Source organism: Paraburkholderia sp. BR14374 (assembly GCF_040948685.1).
In the GTDB taxonomy this organism is placed as follows: Bacteria; Pseudomonadota; Gammaproteobacteria; order Burkholderiales; family Burkholderiaceae; genus Paraburkholderia; species Paraburkholderia youngii.
In genome coordinates this window covers 156573-174803 of the sequence record NZ_JBFPKF010000007.1, presented here as the reverse complement: position 1 = coordinate 174803, position 18231 = coordinate 156573, and the positions used below count along the sequence as shown (strand labels likewise).

Genomic DNA, 18231 nt, shown 5'->3' with positions numbered 1-18231 from the left:
TTGCTCGAAGGCCGCCGCACGCGTAGCGAATTTCCGCAAAGCGGCACTGCGAGAGCGAACTCTTCCTTTTTCGCAAACGTTTGCCTCCGGGTATCAAGTCTCAGCTTCTGAAGCCGAAAACGCGTACATCGCCTCGAAACTTTGGAGACCCAATGTGACGCGCGTTGTGCTCTTACTTGCCGTAATGTTCATGACAGGCTGCGCACAAGTGCAGCAGCCCACTACGGCTCAAGCCGAGAAACCTGCGGTGTCGAACGTCATCATGAAGTTCGACATTCCCGCCGATGCCCTCGGCGCGCGCGATCCGCAACTGGCTACGGTGCTCGCCAAGGCAGGCGCGCTCGCCGCCGCGCAGAAGCGGCCCACGGTGATCCGCGTGACGGCGCTGGGCCAGGACTTCAAGTACATCAACGAGGCGATCTGGCGGGGCGTGCCGCAGCAGGGGCTCAAACCCGCGCTCGAAAACCTGACGACCGGCGCGAACCAGACGTACAGCGTGTCGATCCAGCCGCTACATGCGGGGAGCTGACACGATGCGCCTGATCGCTTTCGCCGCGGCATCGCTATGCTTGAGTTCGGCCGCGTGGGCGGGCCAGCCCGCCGCCAGCGCGGCCGCAACCGCCGCCCCCCCTGCCACCCTGGCCTCCGCGGACAAGGTCTACCCGCCGCTGCCCACGCTCGCGATGCTGCCGCCCTCCACCGGCGACGATGACGACCTCCCCGCGCCGCGCTCGAGCTCGCGCAACAAGAAGAAGACGCAAAAGCGCGATTGCCACTGCGCGATGCCGACGCCGCGCCTCGTCGTCTCCGATGAATCGCGCGCCTATCTGAAGGACATCGAGCGGCAGCTCGATTCCGCGCTGGCGCAGTAAAGCCGGACCCGGAGCTCCGACCCATGGACCAGCCCAAGACCAACGCCTTCCACCCGTTGCGATCGTGGGCCATCTGCGCCTGGGCGGCGCTGGTGGTCCTCGGCAGTTCGTCCGCGTACGCCGCCCCGAGCGCCGATGATTGCTTCGACAAGGCTGGCGCTTACCAGGGCGTCAATCCGCACGTGCTGCGCGCCGTGGCATGGCGCGAATCGAAAGGCGACGTGACCGCCATCAACCGCAATGCCAACGGGTCGATCGACGTGGGCCAATTGCAGATCAATTCGATCCACTTTCCGGAACTGGCGAGCCAGGGCATTCCGCACCGCGCGCTCACCGACCCATGCGTGAATATCTTCGTGGCCGCCTGGCTGCTCAAGCAGAAGATGGTGCGCTACGGCAACACATGGCGGGCGATCGGCGCGTATCACTCGGAATCGCCGCGCGAGCGCGACAGCTACGCGCGCAGCATTCAGGCGATTCTCGTCAGCTGGGGGCTGTTGCAGCCGGAGCGATGAGGTTCAGGCGCGGGCGCGGCGGGTCGTTGCCGGCGCACCGCGCTCCGCTAACTCCCCGCTGATGCAAGCTCCATCCGCTTGCGCTGCAGGAACCGGCGCACGGCCGGGTCACGCTCGAGACCGATCGCCAGATCGTACGCACCGAGGGCTTGTGCCGTCGCGCCCGCACGCTCGAGCAGATTGGCGCGTGCAGCCCAGTAGGGCTGGTAGTCGGTGAGCCTCGGATCGTCCGCATACGGCGCCAGCGCATCGAGCGCCGCCTGCGGCCCGTCACGCTCCGCCACCGCGAGGGCGCGGTTCACTGCGACTACCGGCGACGCCGCAATCGAAAGCAGCCCATCGTAGAGCTGCACGATCTCGTCCCAGTTCGGGCGCCCCGTCCGGCAGCGATCCACATGCGCCGATTGCAGCGCGGCCTCGAGCTGAAAGCGGCCGATTGCGTTGAACGCGTTCGCGCGCCGCAGCAGTGCGTTCGCCGTTTCGATCATCGGCGCGTTCCAGGTTGCAGGGTCTTGTGCCGACAGCGGCACGTAGTCGCCAGCCGCATCGCGTCGCGCATCGCGCCGGGCCTGTGCAAACAGCATCAGCGCGAGCAGGCCCAGCGTCTCCGGTTCTTCCGGAAGCAGCTCGACGAGCAGTTGCGCGAGATACAGCGCCTCGTCGGCGAGCTCGCGACGCTCGCTATCGCCGCCGATCGGGTCCGTCCACCCTTCCGCGTACGCCGCATAGACCGCTTCGAGCACCGCGTCGAGCCGGCCGGGCAGCTCCTCGCGCTCGGGTACGCTGAACGGAATGCCCGCTTCGCGGATCTTGGTCTTCGCCCGCACGAGGCGCTTGCTCATCGCGGCGGGCGACATCAGGAACGCCGACGCAATCGTCTTCGCTTCCAGCCCCAACACCACTTGCAGCATCAGCGGCGTGCGAATCGGGGCCTCGAGCGCAGGGTGCGTGCACGCGAACAGCAGCGCCAGCCGCCGGTCGGGCAACGCGTCTGTCGAGCACTCGTCGATTTCGTCGGCGAGAATCAGCAGCTGGTTCGCCACCTCGTCGCCGACCTGGCGATGACGCGCGCCGTCGATCGCCCGGCGGCGCGCAACCGTCATCAGCCACCCTTCAGGACTCGCCGGACAGCCGTGCTCCGGCCAGTCCGCGAGCGCCGCCGCGAATGCGTCGGCGAGCGCGTCCTCGGCCGCGGCGACGTCGCGCGTGCGCATTGCCAGCAGCGCGACGAGCTTGCCGTAGCTGCGGCGAGCGACCGCCTCGGCGATCGACCGCGCGACGCCGTCATCGCCTCGGGCGTCGCGGGACGAGCTCATGCAGACGGCGCTTCGTACGGAGCGGTCCAGACCGGGCGCACCTCCATCACGCCGTGCGCCGCGCCGGGACAGCGCGACGCCCACGTCATCGCCGCGTCGAGGTTAGGCACGTCGATCAGGTAGTAGCCGGCGAGTTGCTCCTTCGAATCGGAAAACGGGCCATCGAGCACCTGCGGCTTGCCGTCGACGAGCCGCACCGTGGTGGCCGTGTTCGAGTGCTGCAGCCGGTTGGCGCCCACCAGAGCGCCCGATTTCTTCAACGATTCGGTGTACGCGTGATAGGCGGCAACGCCTTGCTGCCGCTCGCTATCGGTCATCTTGTTCCAGCTGTTTTCTTCCGAGTAGATCATCAACAGGTATTCCATTTGAGCCTCCGTCATGGGGTTGAGGCGGATGAATTGCATCGGCCGCCATCACAATGACGCGCAGGCCGCAGGCTGATGGACAACGTGCATCAAATAATCGCGCGTCGGCGCGAGCAGCCGCGCTGCGGTGGGAAAAAACGACTGGATTGCAGCCCGTTCGACCGTGTTTCGTGAAACATTGTCGGGCGCTCGACGCGCGTTGTCGACTCGGGATTCGCTTGCGGCGCAGCGATGTGGAACCGCTGTCCCTTGCCGTTCGATCATCACGGATTGAGCGTACTCCTGCATGCATCGTCGCGTTCGACAATCCGAGCATCAGGCGGCACTGAAACGACGCGCGCAACGCGCCAACCGGGCGATCTCCGCCAGGGCATCAGGCCGGCCCGGTCCGTCTGCGATGTCGTGGATCAGGTGAAGCACCGTATGCAAGCGCGGTATCTCATGCATCATGAACGCATGTCGCATGACATTGCCACTCCGATTCGTCTCGCCTGTTTGATTCACGCAGTTCTCCCTGTTGACGGACCTCGGGCGGGTATCGATCCCTGATGGACAGTTCAGTCAGAACCGATGCCGGATTCCCGCGCCAATGAGCAGCTGGTTACGGCCGGATGACGGCTCCGCGCTGTTGATCACTGCCGGCGCGTCCGTCGAGGCCCGCTGGTAGACCGTCTCGACATATGCATCTGTACGCCTCGATAGCAGGTAAGCCGCCTGCAAGCCGGCCTGGTGCCAGTGCTGGTTCGAACCGTTCGTATAGTTGTACATGCCGGCAAGCGACAGCGTCGGCATCAGCTGATATTGCGCGTTGACCTCGTAGTTGTTGAACTGCGCCGAAGGAGCAGGGTTGCCGGTGTCCGCATCGGCCAGACCGCTGAATGTGGAGCGCGACCACGCTGCTCCGAGCGTAAGGTCGCCGATCGCGTAGTTCGCCCCCGCACCGTATGTATTCTGCGTCTGCGCGAACGCGTCAAACGTGCGGCGAGCACCGCCTGGCACAATGACCGCATCGTACGCACCGGTGCTGGTGGCACCACGCCCGCTCGCATGCAGCCACGCTGCCCCGGCGTTGAACGGACCATTCTGGTAGCTGATGCCCAGGCTATACGCGCGGTTGTTTGCGAACTGACCGGCAGCATTCGATAGTGCGTACATACCGCCAACGGTCAAACCGCCGAATGACGGGCTCGTGTACTTCACCGAGTTGCGTGCGAGGTACGAGTTGTTGGCGTTGTCGTTGTCGAACGGATGAGCGAACGCGGTGCCGCCCGCTCCGCCCGTCAGTGTTACCGGAGCGAAGAAGTCGTGGACCGAATCGTACTGAAGGCCGAGCGTTACCGTCCCCCACGCGTCGCTGCTCAGCCCGAGGTAGGACGGGTGATCATCGAATAGCTCCCCTGTCGTGATCGAGAAGCCGCGTTCGAGCATAAAAATGGCCTTGTTGCCGCCGCCGAGATCTTCGCTGCCCTGGAGTGCCCAGAAGCTGCCGTCGATCAGACCGCTCGTTGCCTTGTATTGCGCATGACCGCCCACGTTGTTCAGCCAGGCCAAGCCAGTGTCGAGTTCACCGTACATCGTCACGCTGCTCTGGGCTTGTGCGTTGGTTGTCAAAGCCGCAAGCGCCATTGCGCCAGCTGTGAAACCGTCCAGGACTGCCTTTGTTGTTGTCGACATGCAACCATCTTCCTGAAAGTTGTGAATGGAACGGGCGGGCAGGCGGGTGCCGCCGCGCCCCGCATCAACCGCCGACGCGCCCGGACGTCAGCGGAATCGCCGTGTCAGTACCACCGGCCATAGCGCCGGATATAGACGGTCTTGACGAGTTGGGTAAGCAGCATGTAGCTGGCGATGGTCGCGACGAGCCATCCCCAGTAGCGGTGATCCAGCGCCTGGAAGCCAAGCGCCGATGCGAATGGCGAGAACGGCAGCCAGCAGCCAACGAGAATGGCAATGGTCGTCGACAGCGTGACCGGCAGTGCTGCCATGCTCTGCAGGAACGGAATCCGATGCGTGCGCAGCATGTGCACGACCAGCGTCTGCGACACGAGACCTTCGATGAACCAGCCGGAATTCATGATGATCTGGCCGCCGCCATCGGAGTAATAAGCGGCGCCGGCGCCGAACACCGTCCACATCAGCCAAAAGGTCGTGATGTCGAATACGGACGAAGTCGGCCCGAGCCAGATCATGAAACGTTTGATGTTGCCGGCATCCCACTTGCGGGGCTTCCTGAGGAATTCAGGGTCCATCCTGTCCCAGGGCAGGAACATTTGCGACAGGTCGTAGATCAGGTTCTGGACCAGCAACTGCATCGCGAGCATCGGCTCCCATGGCAGGAACGCACTCGCCACCAGCAACGAGAACACATTGCCGAAGTTCGAGCTGGCAGTCATGTTCAGGTACTTGAGGATATTGCCGAACGTTTCCCGGCCCTTGATGACGCCTTCTTCGAGCACCATCAGGCTCTTTTCGAGCAGGATGATGTCGGCGGTTTCCTTGGCGATGTCGGTGCCCGTGTCGACCGAAACGCCCACGTCCGCGTCGCGCAGCGCGGGCGCGTCGTTGATGCCGTCGCCGAGGAAGCCCACCGTATGGTCGTTGGTCTGCAAAGCCTTGACCACGCGGGCCTTCTGCAACGGCGTGAGCTTCGCGAAGACTGTCGTGCACTCGACCGCCGCACAGAGTTCGTCGTCGTTCATCTGCTCGACGTCGCGCCCTAGCACCGGGATGCCCGGATCGAGGCCGACGTCCCGGCAGACCTTCGCCGTCACGATCGGGTTGTCGCCCGTGAGTACCTTGATCGTCACGCCATGTTCGTTCAGCGCGCGGATCGCTTCTGCGGCAGAGTCCTTCGGTGGATCGAAAAAGGTCAGGAAACCGCGAACCACGAGGCGCTCTTCGTCGGCGTTCCGGTACTGCAGTTTCGCTTCGGCTCGCGAGATTTCGCGCGTGGCGACGACCAGTACGCGGTAGCCTTCCGCGTTGTATTCCTGCGATCTCGCAATCATCGCACTGCGCGCGGCCTCGTCGAGCTCGCAAACGACATCGCCGTGCTGCACCTGCGTGCAGGCTGCAAGCATCTCCTCCACTGCGCCTTTGGATACCATCAGTTGGCTGCCGTCGGCGCGCTCGACGACCACGGACAGACGTCGGCGCACGAAGTCGAACGGCAGTTCGTCGACCTTCGCGAAGTGGGCCTGCGTGGGTGGCACGCCGGCCGCCTCTGCATGGCTCACGATCGCAATGTCGATCAGATTCTTCTGCCCGCTGTGATGGAAGCTGTTGAGCCATGCCAGCTCGAGGATATGGTCGTCGCGGCGGCCCTCGATGTCCAGATGATGTTCGAGGATGATCCGGTCCTGCGTGAGAGTGCCGGTCTTGTCGGTGCACAACACGTCCATCGCGCCGAAGTTCTGGACAGAGTTCAGGCGCTTGACCACCACCTTGCGTCGTGCCATAGCCACAGCGCCTTTCGCAAGATTCGCCGAAACGATCATCGGCAGCATTTCCGGCGTAAGGCCAACCGCGACGGCAAGCGCGAACGTCAGAGCGGAAAGCCAGTCACCTTTGAGCAGCCCGTTGATCAGGAATACGACGGGCACCATGACGAGCATGAAGCGGATCAGTAGCCACGAAACGCTGTTCACGCCGCGATCGAAGCTCGTTTCGATCCGCTTCCGGCTAGTCACGTTCTTCGCGAGTGCGCCGAAGTAAGTATCGGCACCGGTCGCGACGACAACTGCCGTTGCCGTGCCGCTGACCACATTGGTGCCCATGAAACAGACGTTCGCCAGTTCGAGCGGATCGGCCGGGCCCGCATCGGCGACATCGGCCGACTTCTGCATCACGGCGCCGAGCGTGTCGTACTTCTCGACCGGCAGTGCTTCGCCCGTAAGCGCGGCCTGGCTGATGAACAGATCGCGCGACTTGATGAGGCGAATATCGGCGGGAATCATGTCGCCCGCTTGCAGCGCAACGATATCGCCGACCACGAGATTGGACATCGGAATCTCGCGCTTCACCGACTTCCCGGCCTTCGACGCACGGCGTACGACGGTAGCCGTGGTCCGCACCATCGACTTGAGCCGTTCCGCTGCCTTGTTCGACCGGTATTCCTGGAAGAAGCGCAGCAGGCTGCTCACCGTGACCATCGTGAGCAGGATGCTCACGCCGGTCCAGTCACGATCTCCTGCCGCGGCAAAGTGGACGTCTGTGCAATAGCTGATGCCGGCGAGCACGAGCAGCACGATCACAAACGGGTTGTAGAAAGCATGCAGCACCTGGATCAGCGCGTGTGGCGGCTTGTCGTGCGCGACTTCGTTCGGACCCGTGCTGCGCAGGCGCTGTTCGGCTTCGGCGTCGACCAGGCCGTCAACGGAGCTCTGCGTATGCAGCAAGGTGGCTTCGATGCTGTTGCCGGCTTCGCTGGCAATCTGCGCGGAAATCCTGTTGCGATCCCTGGACGAGGATGCACTTAGAAATCCCTTCTGTCTGAGACGAGATTCGTGATGATGCGAGGGTTGTTTTTGCATGGACTATCCCGGGCAGGGGCGAGCGCTAGCCGACCCCTGTCGCGGCCTCAAAAAGGTTGATGTTTAATGCAGAAAGTCAGCGGAACCGGACGCGGACTGCGGCCCAACACTTTCCGATCAATGTGATGTTTTGATGCTCGCCGGTACGCAGAGTGAGCAGCGAGTCATAGTACGGGCGTGCCTCTTGAATATGAGGCAGGTTCGATACAAGAAGAGCGAAGTGCATGATGTTTCTCCGTCCGGGCTATGGCCCGGAGCGTCGTTCCGGTTTGCCTGACCGAAGGCCTGAACCATGACGTCAATGCTCAATGCTCGAGTGACGGGAAACGGTGCAGCCTCCGCTCAGGCGGAAGAAAAAGTGGGTGGAGGTAAGGGACAAGAGTCACCGTCGGGCATAGGGGCTCCTTCCTCGTGCCAGATGCACGAGCGCGTTTATTCAATCAAGACCCGTACTGATTACAAGAACCGTACGGACGTGAACGGACAACGCTGCGCGAATCGAAGTGCGCAACGCGGGAAGCACGAAGGAGCGCAATCGCGCCGGTTTGTGCGTCGATAATTGAAGGTGCGAGGGGGGTACTGCGACGAATACTGCGACGCGCACCGTCCCGCCTGATGGCGGGACGGCGGCTTGATGGGGCGGACGTCCTGCCGGTCAGGCGGTCAAACTGCTCGAAGATCGACTACTACAGGGTTCCAAGGCATTAGCCCCAATCGTTGAAAACGGACGAATCGTAAACACCACGAAAGGCTATGTCAAGCAGACCGAAGGAAAATCTGCGAGGAGATGGTTTGGGGAATTTTGAGAGAGTCTCAACCCATGCGCGAGTTCTATTGATTCCCATAGCAACGCACAAAAAATGGCGCCGCAGACATTCAGCCCGCGGCGCCATTTCGTGGCGCTACGACGCGAACAACACGCCGTAGCCCGACAGCACACTTACATCGTTACGGTGTCGGCAACTTCCTTGAAGTCTTCGATCTGGTCGAAGTTCATGTATTGATAGATCTTGTCGCCGTTGGCATTGAGCACGCCCATGTCGGCCATGTACTCTTCCCTGGTCGGGATCTTGCCCAGACGCGAGCAGATCGCCGCCAGTTCCGCCGAGCCGAGGTACACGTTCGTGTTCTTGCCGAGGCGGTTCGGGAAGTTGCGGGTCGAGGTCGACATGACCGTCGCACCTTCGCGCACCTGGGCCTGGTTACCCATGCACAGCGAGCAGCCCGGCATTTCGGTACGCGCACCAGCCGTGCCGAACACGCCGTAGTGGCCTTCCTCGGTCAGCTGCTTCTGATCCATCTTGGTCGGCGGAGCCACCCACAGCTTGACCGGAATGTCGCGCTTGCCTTCGAGCAGCTTCGACGCGGCACGGAAGTGACCGATGTTGGTCATGCACGAGCCGATGAACACTTCGTCGATCTTGGCACCCGCCACGTCCGACAGCGTCTTCACGTCGTCCGGATCGTTCGGGCAAGCCACGATCGGCTCGTGGATGTCGGCGAGATCGATCTCGATGACGGCTGCGTACTCGGCGTCGGCATCCGGCGACAGCAGTTGCGGGTCGGCCAGCCACTGCTCCATCGCCTTGATGCGGCGCTGCAGGCTGCGCGGGTCCTGGTAGCCCTGGGCGATCATCCACTTCAGCAGCGTGACGTTGCTGTTCAGGTATTCGATGATCGGTTCCTTGTTCAGGTGCACCGTGCAACCGGCGGCCGAACGCTCTGCGGAAGCATCCGACAGTTCGAACGCTTGCTCGACCTTAAGATCGGGCAGGCCTTCGATTTCGAGAATTCGGCCGGAGAAGATGTTCTTCTTGCCTTGCTTGGCAACCGTCAGCATGCCTTGCTTGATCGCGTACAGCGGAATCGCGTTGACGAGATCACGCAGCGTCACGCCCGGCTGCATCTTGCCCTTGAAGCGGACCAGCACCGATTCGGGCATGTCCAGCGGCATCGTGCCGGTGGCGGCCGCGAAGGCGACCAGACCCGAACCTGCCGGGAAGCTGATACCGATCGGGAAGCGCGTGTGCGAGTCGCCGCCGGTGCCCACGGTGTCGGGCAGCAGCATGCGGTTCAGCCACGAGTGGATCACGCCGTCGCCCGGGCGCAGCGCGATGCCGCCACGGTTGCTGATGAAGTTCGGCAGCGTCTGGTGGGTCTTCACGTCCACCGGCTTCGGATAAGCGGCGGTGTGGCAGAACGACTGCATCACGAGATCGGCCGAGAAGCCGAGGCACGCCAGGTCCTTCAGTTCGTCGCGGGTCATCGGGCCCGTGGTGTCCTGCGAGCCGACCGAGCTCATCTTCGGTTCGCAGTACGTGCCCGGGCGGACGCCCTGGCCTTCCGGCAGACCGCAAGCACGGCCGACCATCTTCTGCGCCAGCGAGAAGCCCTTGCCGCTGTTGGCCGGCTGCTGCGGCAGGCGGAACAGCGTCGACGGAGCGAGACCCAGCGCTTCACGCGCCTTGGCGGTCAGGCCGCGGCCGACGATGAGCGGAATGCGGCCGCCGGCGCGCACTTCGTCGAACAGCACGTCGGACTTGACCTGGAACTCGGCGATCACTTCACCGTTCTTCAGCGCACGGCCTTCGTACGGGCGCAGTTCAACCACGTCGCCCATTTCCATCTTCGACACGTCGAGTTCGATCGGCAGCGCGCCGGCGTCTTCCATCGTGTTGTAGAAGATCGGGGCGATCTTGCCGCCGAGGCACACGCCGCCGAAGCGCTTGTTCGGGATGAAGGGGATGTCTTCGCCCGTGAACCACAGCACCGAGTTGGTGGCCGACTTGCGCGAGGAGCCGGTGCCGACCACGTCGCCCACGTACGCGACCAGGTGGCCCTTTTCCTTCAGCGACTCGATGAACTTGACCGGGCCGCGCTTGCCGTCTTCTTCCGGCGTGATGCCGGGGCGCGCGTTCTTCAGCATCGCCAGCGCGTGCAGCGGGATGTCCGGGCGGGTGGTCGCGTCCGGGGCCGGGGACAGGTCGTCGGTATTGGTTTCGCCCGTCACCTTGAACACGGTGATGGTCAGGCTTTGCGGCACTTCGGGACGGCTCGTGAACCATTCGGCGTCGGCCCAGCTTTGCATCACGGCCTTCGCGTTGGCGTTGCCCTTGTCGGCCAGTTCCTTGACGTCGTGGAACTGGTCGAACATCAGCAGGGTCTTCTTCAGCGCGTCGGCGGCCACGGTGCCCACTTCGGCGTCGGACAGCAGTTCGATCAGCGGCTGGATGTTGTAGCCGCCCAGCATCGTGCCGAGCAGTTCGGTGGCGCGCTCGCGCGAGATCAGCGCGCAGGCGGTCTCGCCTTTGGCCACGGCGGCGAGGAAACCTGCCTTCACGCGGGCGGCTTCGTCCACGCCGGCGGGCACGCGATTGGTGATCAGGTCGAGCAGCGTCTGCTCTTCGCCAGCGGGCGGGTTGGTCAGGAGTTCGACCAGCTCGGCGGTCTGCTGAGCCGTCAGCGGCAGGGGAGGAATGCCGAGCGCGGCGCGTGCGGCCACGTGAGCACGAAAGTTTTCAAGCATGGGGGACCTGCTGGTATTTGCGTTTCAGGGAAAGGCTTTTTAGGCACTCCAAGCTGTGCCGGGCACTGCTTCGATCGCGATTTTAATTGCAATACCCCTCCACGGTCAAATGTCTTATGTCTTATATAAGAGTTGAGGCCTGAAAACCCGCGATGCGCGATGCGCTTCGGGTGCTGTGCGCACGCCTGCCCGCCACCGCAAAAGCACCGATTGTGTAAGCCGTTTCAATCATTCGCCGTCGCTCGAATGCTTTGATTACTGCCCCCTTAACGCCTACAACAGAGGATGTCCGGCGATGTTCTTCCCGGCCGGATTCAACCGGCAGCGGAGGCGCAAATGAGCTATCAACTGATGGGCAGCATCCTCGAAGTGTGCGAATGCAAGGTGCTGTGTCCGTGCTGGATCGGAGAAGATCCCGACAACGGCGTTTGCCGCAGCGCGCTTGCATACCACTACGAGCAAGGCACGATCGACGGCGTCGATGTGTCGGGCCTGACTATCGCGTTCGCGGCATTCATTCCCGGCAATGTGCTCAAAGGTGGCTGGCGCGTCGCGATGTTCGTCGACGAGCGCGCGAGCGACGCGCAATTCGACGCTCTGGTGAGCGTGCACCGTGGCGAGCACGGCGGCCCCCTCGCGGATCTCGTGCAGCTGATCGGCGAAGTCGTGTGCGTGGAACGCGTCCCGATCGAATACACGGTCGTCGACGGCAAGGGCAGGATGAAAGTCGGCGAAGCAATCGATGCCGAGTTGGAGCCCTATCGCGGCCCGACCGGCGAGCCGACCAAGCTGGTCGAAAGCATCTTTTCGACGATACCGGGCTCCCCTGCTTTCGTCGGCAAGGCGAACTCTTTCCGCCTGCGGCACGAAAAGCTCGATCTCGACCTAGCCTTGAGCGGACATAACGCCATTCAGGGATCGTTCAACTTCGCGTCGTGAAGATGCAAGCACGCTCGCGGCTGTTCGCGCCGCTCTTCGTCGCATTGACGAGCAGCGCGTGGATCGCGTTATGGGTGTGGGACGCGGGGCCCTATGCGCGTTACCTGCGTCACGCGAGCTGGGCCGACCTGCCGCTCGTCGGCCCGATATGCCGCGAGGTGCCCGGTGCTAGCGTCACCATCGCGGCGCTGCTGCACAGCGCCGCATGGCTGCTGATGATCGCGGCGATGATGCTGCCGAGCGCCTTCCCGCTGTTCGACACTTTTCGTCGGATGACCGTCGCGCGCGAAAACCAGCGCACGCTGATAGCGCTTCTGATCGTCGGTTATGCGACGACGTGGGCGCTGTTCGGCGTAGTCGCGCACGGCTTCGACGCGGCGCTCCATCTGGTCGCCGGGCAAGTTCCGAACTTGCTTGCTAACGGCTGGCTGATCGGCGCCGCGATCGTCGCGCTCGCGGGCCTCTATCAGTTCAGCAGCCTCAAACATCGATGTCTCGACAAATGCCGCTCGCCGCTGATGTTCATCACCGGGCATTGGCGGGGCAAAAGCGCGCGCCGCGAAAGCTTCGTGCTCGGCGTCAGTCACGCCGCGTTCTGCGTCGGCTGCTGTTGGGCGCTGATGTTGCTGATGTTCGCGGTCGGCACCGGCAGCGTCGGCTGGATGCTGGCGCTGGGCGGGATCATGTCGGCCGAGAAGAACTTCCGCTGGGGCAGGTCCATCGGCAAGCCGCTCGGCGTCACGTTGCTTGCGTGGTCCGCGTGGATCGTCGTTCAGCACGCCGGCATCGCCTGAGCCAGCCGTGCCCGGCGGCCCGCGTCCACCTGCCCCGTTACCCTATGCGCTCCCAAAGAATGCCGTGAGTTCGTCGGCGACCGCGCGCGGTTGTTCTTCTGGAATGAAGTGCCCGCAGTGACTAATGGTGCGGCCTTGGACGTCGGTGAAAAACGTTCGCAGAGGGGTCGCCATATCGGCGATGGACCCTTGATCGGAGCCGAGCGTCAGCAGTGGCAAATCGAGCATGCCTCGCTGCTTCAATTCCGCGTTCTGTCGGGCGGACACGTGCGCGGCGCGGTAATACGCAAGGCCGGCGCGTAAGCCGCCGTCTTTCTTCAGAATGCGCAAATATTCATCGATATCGGCTTCAGTGAAAGTATCGGGATTGGCCGTCTTTCGCCGCAAAAACCAGTCGAGGTATTCGCGTTCCCTGCCGGCCAGCAGCACTTCCGGCAGGTCAGGTAGGACGTGAAACGCAAAATGCCAGGTACGCCATGCACGCTCGGGCGCGGTCGGCAACGCATCGGGCAACGTCACGCCGGGGATCCCCGCATCCAGCAGCGCGAGGCGACGGACCTCGTCGGCGAACATCACCGCGTACGGAAAAGCCACCCACGCTCCAATGTCGTGTCCGGCGAGAAAGTACCGGGTCACTCCGAGTTGCCGGAGCAAACCGTGGACATGGCTCGCAAGGGTCTGTGTGTCGTAGCCGTCCATCGGACGATCCGAATCACCTTGTCCGGGCAGGTCCGGTGCGACGATCCGGTAGGTCTTTGCAAGCAGCGCCATCACGTTGCGCCACGCGAACCAGCTCTGCGGAAAGCCCGCGAGCAACACGATCACATCGCCCTGTGGGTTTCCACCGGTGACGTAGTGCAGTCTCAGCCCGTCTACGGTCGCGAACTTGTGCTCGAATCCTTCTAACCCCGGAACGGGCCTTGATGCTGGCAGCGTGCTTACGATTTCGGAACTCCCAGATGGCATGGGCGAGTGAAGTGCTTTCACGAACGAGACTCCTTTGGGTTGAGTGATTACATCGTTGAACCGCTGTTTCTCATCGGCGGGTCAGGTTGGGAAATGATCATTTCCTAATTTGGCGAGCAGCACACGGAGGCGATGCGCTGTTATGTCGTGCTGTGCTTAGTCCAGCAGACGCATGGCCTGCTCCGCCGCCGCCATTATGTGCGCCCGGGGCCGCCCAACTTTGCCGACGACCCTCAAACCTTGCGTCAAACTCAGCAGGGCGCGGCCGGTAGCGTCCGCATCCACGGCGGACGCGATCGAACCGTCTGTCTGGCCCAGCCGGATCAGACGGCACAACAGACGCTCCGTTCGCTGCAAAGAAGCGGCGACATGACCCCCGACCTCATCATCGAAGGCCAGCAGATCGATTGCGCTTCCGACTACGAGACAGCCCCGCTTGCCCTCGTCGCCGACCGCGGACTCGGCGTAAAACCGCAGAACGGCCCGCACCTTGTCGCGGCCGGTTTGCTCCGCGTCGAGCAGGCTTTGCAACTGGCCATTTCGTAGATGGATGTAGCGCTCCAGTGCGGCAAGGAACACCGCTCGCTTATCGGTGAACGCCTTGTAGATACTGCCGGCCGTGAGGCCCATCGCGGCACCGAGGTCGCCAAGAGACGTCCCTTGATAGCCGCGTTCGCGAAAAATCCGGATTGCGCCGTCCAGCGCGACGTCCATGTCGAATTCGCGTGGACGACCTGGAGCTCGCGGCTGTCTGGCAGGATGGTGGCGTGTGGTCATGGCGCGATTATAGGAAATGATCATTTCCTAATCAAGATGTCCCCGTGTGTACGGTTGTGAGAATCGCGAACTCGGGGTGCGTCGAGCCGTGCAAACCCTAAGGCGAGGCGCTTCCTTCGGGCGAGTTTTGTACGGCATTCTTACTGTATGGCACGAGGTGAGACCTTATCGACAGCAGGCCGCAATGACTCCCATTGGCGGTCACTCCCTGGGCGACGCGCTTCGCGCTTCCGATACGCGTTGGCTGTCCCACACGCCTAGCTCAATCGCACGCTGCAGCATTCCGACTGTAATTGGCTCCTTATTTTTGTAGTCTTTCACGCCTCTGAGTTTTAGAAGATACCGGGTAAGAATCGAAAATGGCCAAACGCTGAATCCTTCCATATTAAAATATCTAAGAAATTCGAAATCGCCGGGTTGAACGTTAAATGTTATTGCGAACGTGTTAATGAGCTTGCTCGCATCGTCGCCCGTGACGCCAAAATCGTCTTCTAAAGAACTGGATGGCTTTATTGCTAATTTTGGCGGAATTCCGATTTTCTCCCGCAAGAATTCCTCCAGCTCAGCCGAAACTTCCGGTAGTGGCATCATTTATACGATCCTCGTTTTTTACCAGTTTATTGTAGTGCATGACAGATGAGGCGGCGATCCTTATAACGTCATAAGCTGCTAATGTAATACCTAGCTGCGGAATCCAGCGCCCTACGAATGCACCTAGATTTCTCGTCATGGAAAACCTGAAGTTCTTCATTGATTGATTGGTGAGGGTAGGCAGAATTGCTTCTTTGAAATTGACGTTCACGAGTGCGCGAAGGACCAGCGATGCAATAGATGTCCCACGTGTTGTCCCCATTGGCTTTGCTCGAGTTGGAATTAACGGTTGTCCAGCAAGTACCAATACGATTGCCAGCACACCACCGTAGTCCTTAATTCCAAAGTGTTTGCAAGCTTCTTCGGTTGCGATGCAAATGAAAAGTGTTTCGTTATCGACGGCCCTTCCGCCATAGATATATGTATTGATCTTCTTTGTTGAATCATTGCTTATGAGCTGCTCGTATTCGTTCACCTGTTTGGTGCTCCGCTTGCGTTACGTGCATCGCCTGGTGGCGCGTTGCATCACATCGATTAATGTCGTTACCGCGCCATGAGAGTGAATCGTTTTTACTCTGTGCGGCATATGATTCCATACTCTTTCGAAGAATTGGGGGTAACGTGCTCTATCGTCATTTCCAAAAATATTTTTGGGCCCGACTTCTGGGAGTTTCTTGAGTCTTTTTCAGCATACCCTATATGCTCGGGGGAATTTTCAAAATGCTGTCAAGATTTGCACATCCTCATTCCGACCCGAATGGCGTCGACCAGAAATGCGGGCCGTTAGCCTGGCGGTTCCAACATGTCGGTCCATAGTTGCGCATACCGTTTTCCCCGATTTACTTTGGGAACACTCGCTATTTGTCGTTGTGAGCTTGTATCGGGTCGACGTACATCACCGTTTTAAGCACGACGAAAGTTGTGCACGGAAGAGGTAGCCAAGACGGTGGACAAGTTTTGCACGAATGCCTGCTTGCGCTGCTAACCCACCCCGTCTCCAGGAAACGTCGGGTTCGGAGCGGCCACTTGGGACGATCGGCTGCGACGCAGCCCAGCGAATCCGGTGTAGTCTGACGGTATGGTGCTCATTTCGGAGGCGGCATGGAACGGGAGCTGAAGCTGCGCGTTGCGAACGAAGATCTCGGCAAGTTGCGTAACGCGTCGATACTTGCACAATCGGAAGCCACAGCGGGGGCGCCTCGCCTGCTGACGAGCACCTATTTCGATACGCCCGAGTTTTCATTTCACTGGTGCGGGGCTTCGCTGCGCGTGCGCAGCGTCGGCAAGGAGAAAATCCAGACGCTGAAGCTCGAAGGATCGGCCAACGCGGGGCTGTTCGACAGGGACGAGTTCGAGATGCCCGTGAATAGCGACACGCCCGATCTGAAGCTGCTGTGCGACCAGATCCCCAACGACAGCGACTGCGGGAAGCTGATTCGCGACGAGACCGTTCCCGCCCAACTGAAGCCAATGTTCGTCACGCGGATCAATCGCTCGGCGTTTGAGCTGCGCCAGCCGTCCGGAGACGAGCTCGAGCTTGCGCTCGACGAAGGAACCATCGAGGCGGAGTCGGGCTCGGTGCAGATCGCCGCCGTGGAACTGGAATTGAAACAGGGCGATCCGGACATGCTGTACCGCGTCGCGCTGGAAATGCTCGAAACCGTGCCACTACATATCGATCGTCGCAGCAAGGCCGATATCGGGTATGCACTGCTGGTAGCCGAGCACAGAGTGGCGGTGAAAGCGCAACCGGTGCAACTGGACAAGCGCGACTCGATCGAGGATGCTTTCTGCGTCATTGTGCGCAACTGTCTGGACCAGGTCCACGCGAATGAACTGGGCGTCGTGTCGGGCCACGATCCATCGAGCGTCCATCAGATGCGCGTGGGGCTTCGCCGCTTGCGTTCGGCTCTCGACCTGTTTGCGAAGGTGATCCCCGCCGCTCCCGGCTTCGACGATGAGTTGCGCTGGATTGCCTCGGAACTCGGCGCCGCGCGCGACTGGGAAGTGCTCGCGGCATCGACGCTCGAACATGCCGGCGCCGACGGCAATACGGACGAGATCCGCCCCGTCAGAGAGGCCTGCGAGCAGAATGCCGTCGACAACCGGCAGCGCGCGGCGGCCGCGGTCGAATCGGTTCGCTATACGCGGCTCGCGCTCCAGTTGGCGCTCTGGTTGAGCCGCAAGGGTTGGCGAGATGAGATGTCCGACGAACAGCGCGACGTGATCGGCAGCCCAGTGAAGCCGTTCGCCGCCGATGTTCTGCGCCGTCGGCACAAGAAACTGATCAAACGTGGCAAGGGTTTGGCCGATCTCGACGATCACAGCCGTCACCGCGCCCGCATCGCGGCGAAGAAGGTTCGATACGCCACCGAGTTCTTCGCGTCGTTATGCCCGCGGCGGGTCGTCCGCCACTATGTCGAAGCGCTCACCGCGCTTCAGGATGATCTCGGCTGGCGCAACGATGCAGTTGTCGCCGATCAGCTGCTGAAGTCGCTGCTGACGACGGCGCCCGAGGCCGCCTCGGGCGCGGCCTTCGCACGCGGCTTTCTCGCGTCACGGGTCGCTGCCGATCATCGGACATTGAAGAAGCTGTGGAAGCGCTTCAAGCTGCTTTCGTCACCGCACTGATTGTCGGAACAAACGCGCCCATACCGCGCGCACGCGGCGCGCGCGATCCTCGAACAGGTACGACGCAGCGAGCGCAAACAGGCCGGACATGATCCCCGTCGCGATGTGTTCGAGAGCGTGAAAGCGGTAGTGGCTCAGATGAGAGTAGGCATCGCCGATGGCGGTCAGGCAACCGACGAGCAGTGCGTTGCTATAGCGATTCCCGTACCACTTCGCCGCCGGCGTGAAGGTGAGCAGCAGCGCGAGCACACCGGTGAGCAGCCCGGTCTTGAATGCGATCGCCCAGTGCGTGAGGCTCATGACGTTGCCCCAGCTCCCCGGCATACAGGTCATGCACGCGCTGGTTGGCTGCCAGAAACGCTGGACAAGCAGTTTGAAGCGGCGTTTCCATGCGCTTCCCATGATGT

General features: G+C 61.8%; 16 protein-coding genes. 6 read left to right on the top strand and 10 right to left on the bottom strand.

Annotated elements, in window-relative coordinates; genetic code table 11:
* Positions 1-154: 154 nt before the first annotated feature.
* The 3 genes from AB3X86_RS18645 to AB3X86_RS18635 are packed head-to-tail and all read left to right on the top strand — an operon-like array spanning position 155 to position 1387.
* Positions 155-529: a hypothetical protein gene (locus AB3X86_RS18645; protein WP_368597132.1), complete on the top strand. Its 375-nt coding sequence runs from the start codon at positions 155-157 to the stop codon at positions 527-529.
* A 4-nt stretch (positions 530-533) separates the two neighbouring features.
* The gene (locus tag AB3X86_RS18640; RefSeq protein ID WP_368597131.1) at positions 534-872 is read left to right on the top strand and encodes a hypothetical protein; all 339 of its coding nucleotides are present in this window, start codon (positions 534-536) and stop codon (positions 870-872) included.
* Between the two features lie 23 nt (positions 873-895).
* Positions 896-1387 (top strand): lytic transglycosylase domain-containing protein, encoded by a 492-nt coding sequence (locus tag AB3X86_RS18635; RefSeq protein WP_368597130.1) that lies wholly within the window; start codon positions 896-898, stop codon positions 1385-1387.
* A 47-nt stretch (positions 1388-1434) separates the two neighbouring features.
* Here the strand turns inward: AB3X86_RS18635 and AB3X86_RS18630 are convergent, their stop codons facing one another.
* The 5 genes from AB3X86_RS18630 to acnB form a co-directional block, all read right to left on the bottom strand.
* Complete coding sequence (locus tag AB3X86_RS18630) at positions 1435-2703, bottom strand: RNA polymerase sigma factor (RefSeq protein WP_368597129.1); 1269 nt, start codon at positions 2701-2703, stop codon at positions 1435-1437.
* Positions 2700-3068 (bottom strand): YciI family protein, encoded by a 369-nt coding sequence (locus tag AB3X86_RS18625; RefSeq protein WP_176111289.1) that lies wholly within the window; start codon positions 3066-3068, stop codon positions 2700-2702. The genes AB3X86_RS18630 and AB3X86_RS18625 overlap by 4 nt, the downstream gene beginning before the upstream one ends.
* Before the next feature lie 561 nt (positions 3069-3629).
* Positions 3630-4694, bottom strand: coding sequence for a porin (locus AB3X86_RS18620; RefSeq protein ID WP_368597290.1), 1065 nt, complete (start codon positions 4692-4694; stop codon positions 3630-3632).
* Between the two features lie 152 nt (positions 4695-4846).
* The gene (gene mgtA, locus AB3X86_RS18615; protein WP_368597128.1) at positions 4847-7600 is read right to left on the bottom strand and encodes a magnesium-translocating P-type ATPase; all 2754 of its coding nucleotides are present in this window, start codon (positions 7598-7600) and stop codon (positions 4847-4849) included.
* Between the two features lie 940 nt (positions 7601-8540).
* On the bottom strand, positions 8541-11126 hold the full coding sequence (gene acnB, locus AB3X86_RS18610; RefSeq protein WP_368597127.1) for a bifunctional aconitate hydratase 2/2-methylisocitrate dehydratase: 2586 nt from the start codon (positions 11124-11126) through the stop codon (positions 8541-8543).
* 336 nt (positions 11127-11462) lie between these two features.
* Here acnB and AB3X86_RS18605 point away from each other — a divergent pair, with 336 nt between their 5' ends.
* Together AB3X86_RS18605 and AB3X86_RS18600 are read left to right on the top strand one after the other, a co-directional pair.
* Positions 11463-12065, top strand: a complete 603-nt coding sequence (locus AB3X86_RS18605; protein ID WP_368597126.1) for a DUF1326 domain-containing protein — start codon at positions 11463-11465, stop codon at positions 12063-12065.
* Positions 12066-12067: 2 nt separating this feature from the next.
* Positions 12068-12859: a DUF2182 domain-containing protein gene (locus AB3X86_RS18600; RefSeq protein WP_368597125.1), complete on the top strand. Its 792-nt coding sequence runs from the start codon at positions 12068-12070 to the stop codon at positions 12857-12859.
* 42 nt (positions 12860-12901) lie between these two features.
* Here the strand turns inward: AB3X86_RS18600 and AB3X86_RS18595 are convergent, their stop codons facing one another.
* From AB3X86_RS18595 to AB3X86_RS18580, 4 genes are all read right to left on the bottom strand, one after another.
* Entirely contained in the window at positions 12902-13846 is a 945-nt protein-coding gene (locus AB3X86_RS18595) for an alpha/beta fold hydrolase (protein ID WP_368597124.1), read from the bottom strand.
* A 135-nt stretch (positions 13847-13981) separates the two neighbouring features.
* On the bottom strand, positions 13982-14539 hold the full coding sequence (locus AB3X86_RS18590) for a TetR/AcrR family transcriptional regulator (RefSeq protein ID WP_368597123.1): 558 nt from the start codon (positions 14537-14539) through the stop codon (positions 13982-13984).
* Between the two features lie 264 nt (positions 14540-14803).
* A complete protein-coding gene (locus AB3X86_RS18585; protein ID WP_368597122.1) occupies positions 14804-15193 on the bottom strand; it encodes a DUF1493 family protein in 390 nt (129 codons plus the stop codon).
* Positions 15165-15668: an STM2901 family protein gene (locus tag AB3X86_RS18580; protein ID WP_368597121.1), complete on the bottom strand. Its 504-nt coding sequence runs from the start codon at positions 15666-15668 to the stop codon at positions 15165-15167. Before AB3X86_RS18580 ends, AB3X86_RS18585 begins: the two co-directional genes overlap by 29 nt.
* Positions 15669-16294: 626 nt before the next feature.
* Between AB3X86_RS18580 and AB3X86_RS18575 the strand changes: the two genes are divergently transcribed.
* On the top strand, positions 16295-17824 hold the full coding sequence (locus AB3X86_RS18575) for a CHAD domain-containing protein (RefSeq protein ID WP_368597120.1): 1530 nt from the start codon (positions 16295-16297) through the stop codon (positions 17822-17824).
* Here the strand turns inward: AB3X86_RS18575 and AB3X86_RS18570 are convergent.
* Positions 17813-18226: a hypothetical protein gene (locus AB3X86_RS18570; RefSeq protein WP_368597119.1), complete on the bottom strand. Its 414-nt coding sequence runs from the start codon at positions 18224-18226 to the stop codon at positions 17813-17815. The two genes, AB3X86_RS18575 and AB3X86_RS18570, sit on opposite strands and share 12 nt — an antisense overlap.
* Between the last annotated feature and the right edge of the window lie 5 nt (positions 18227-18231).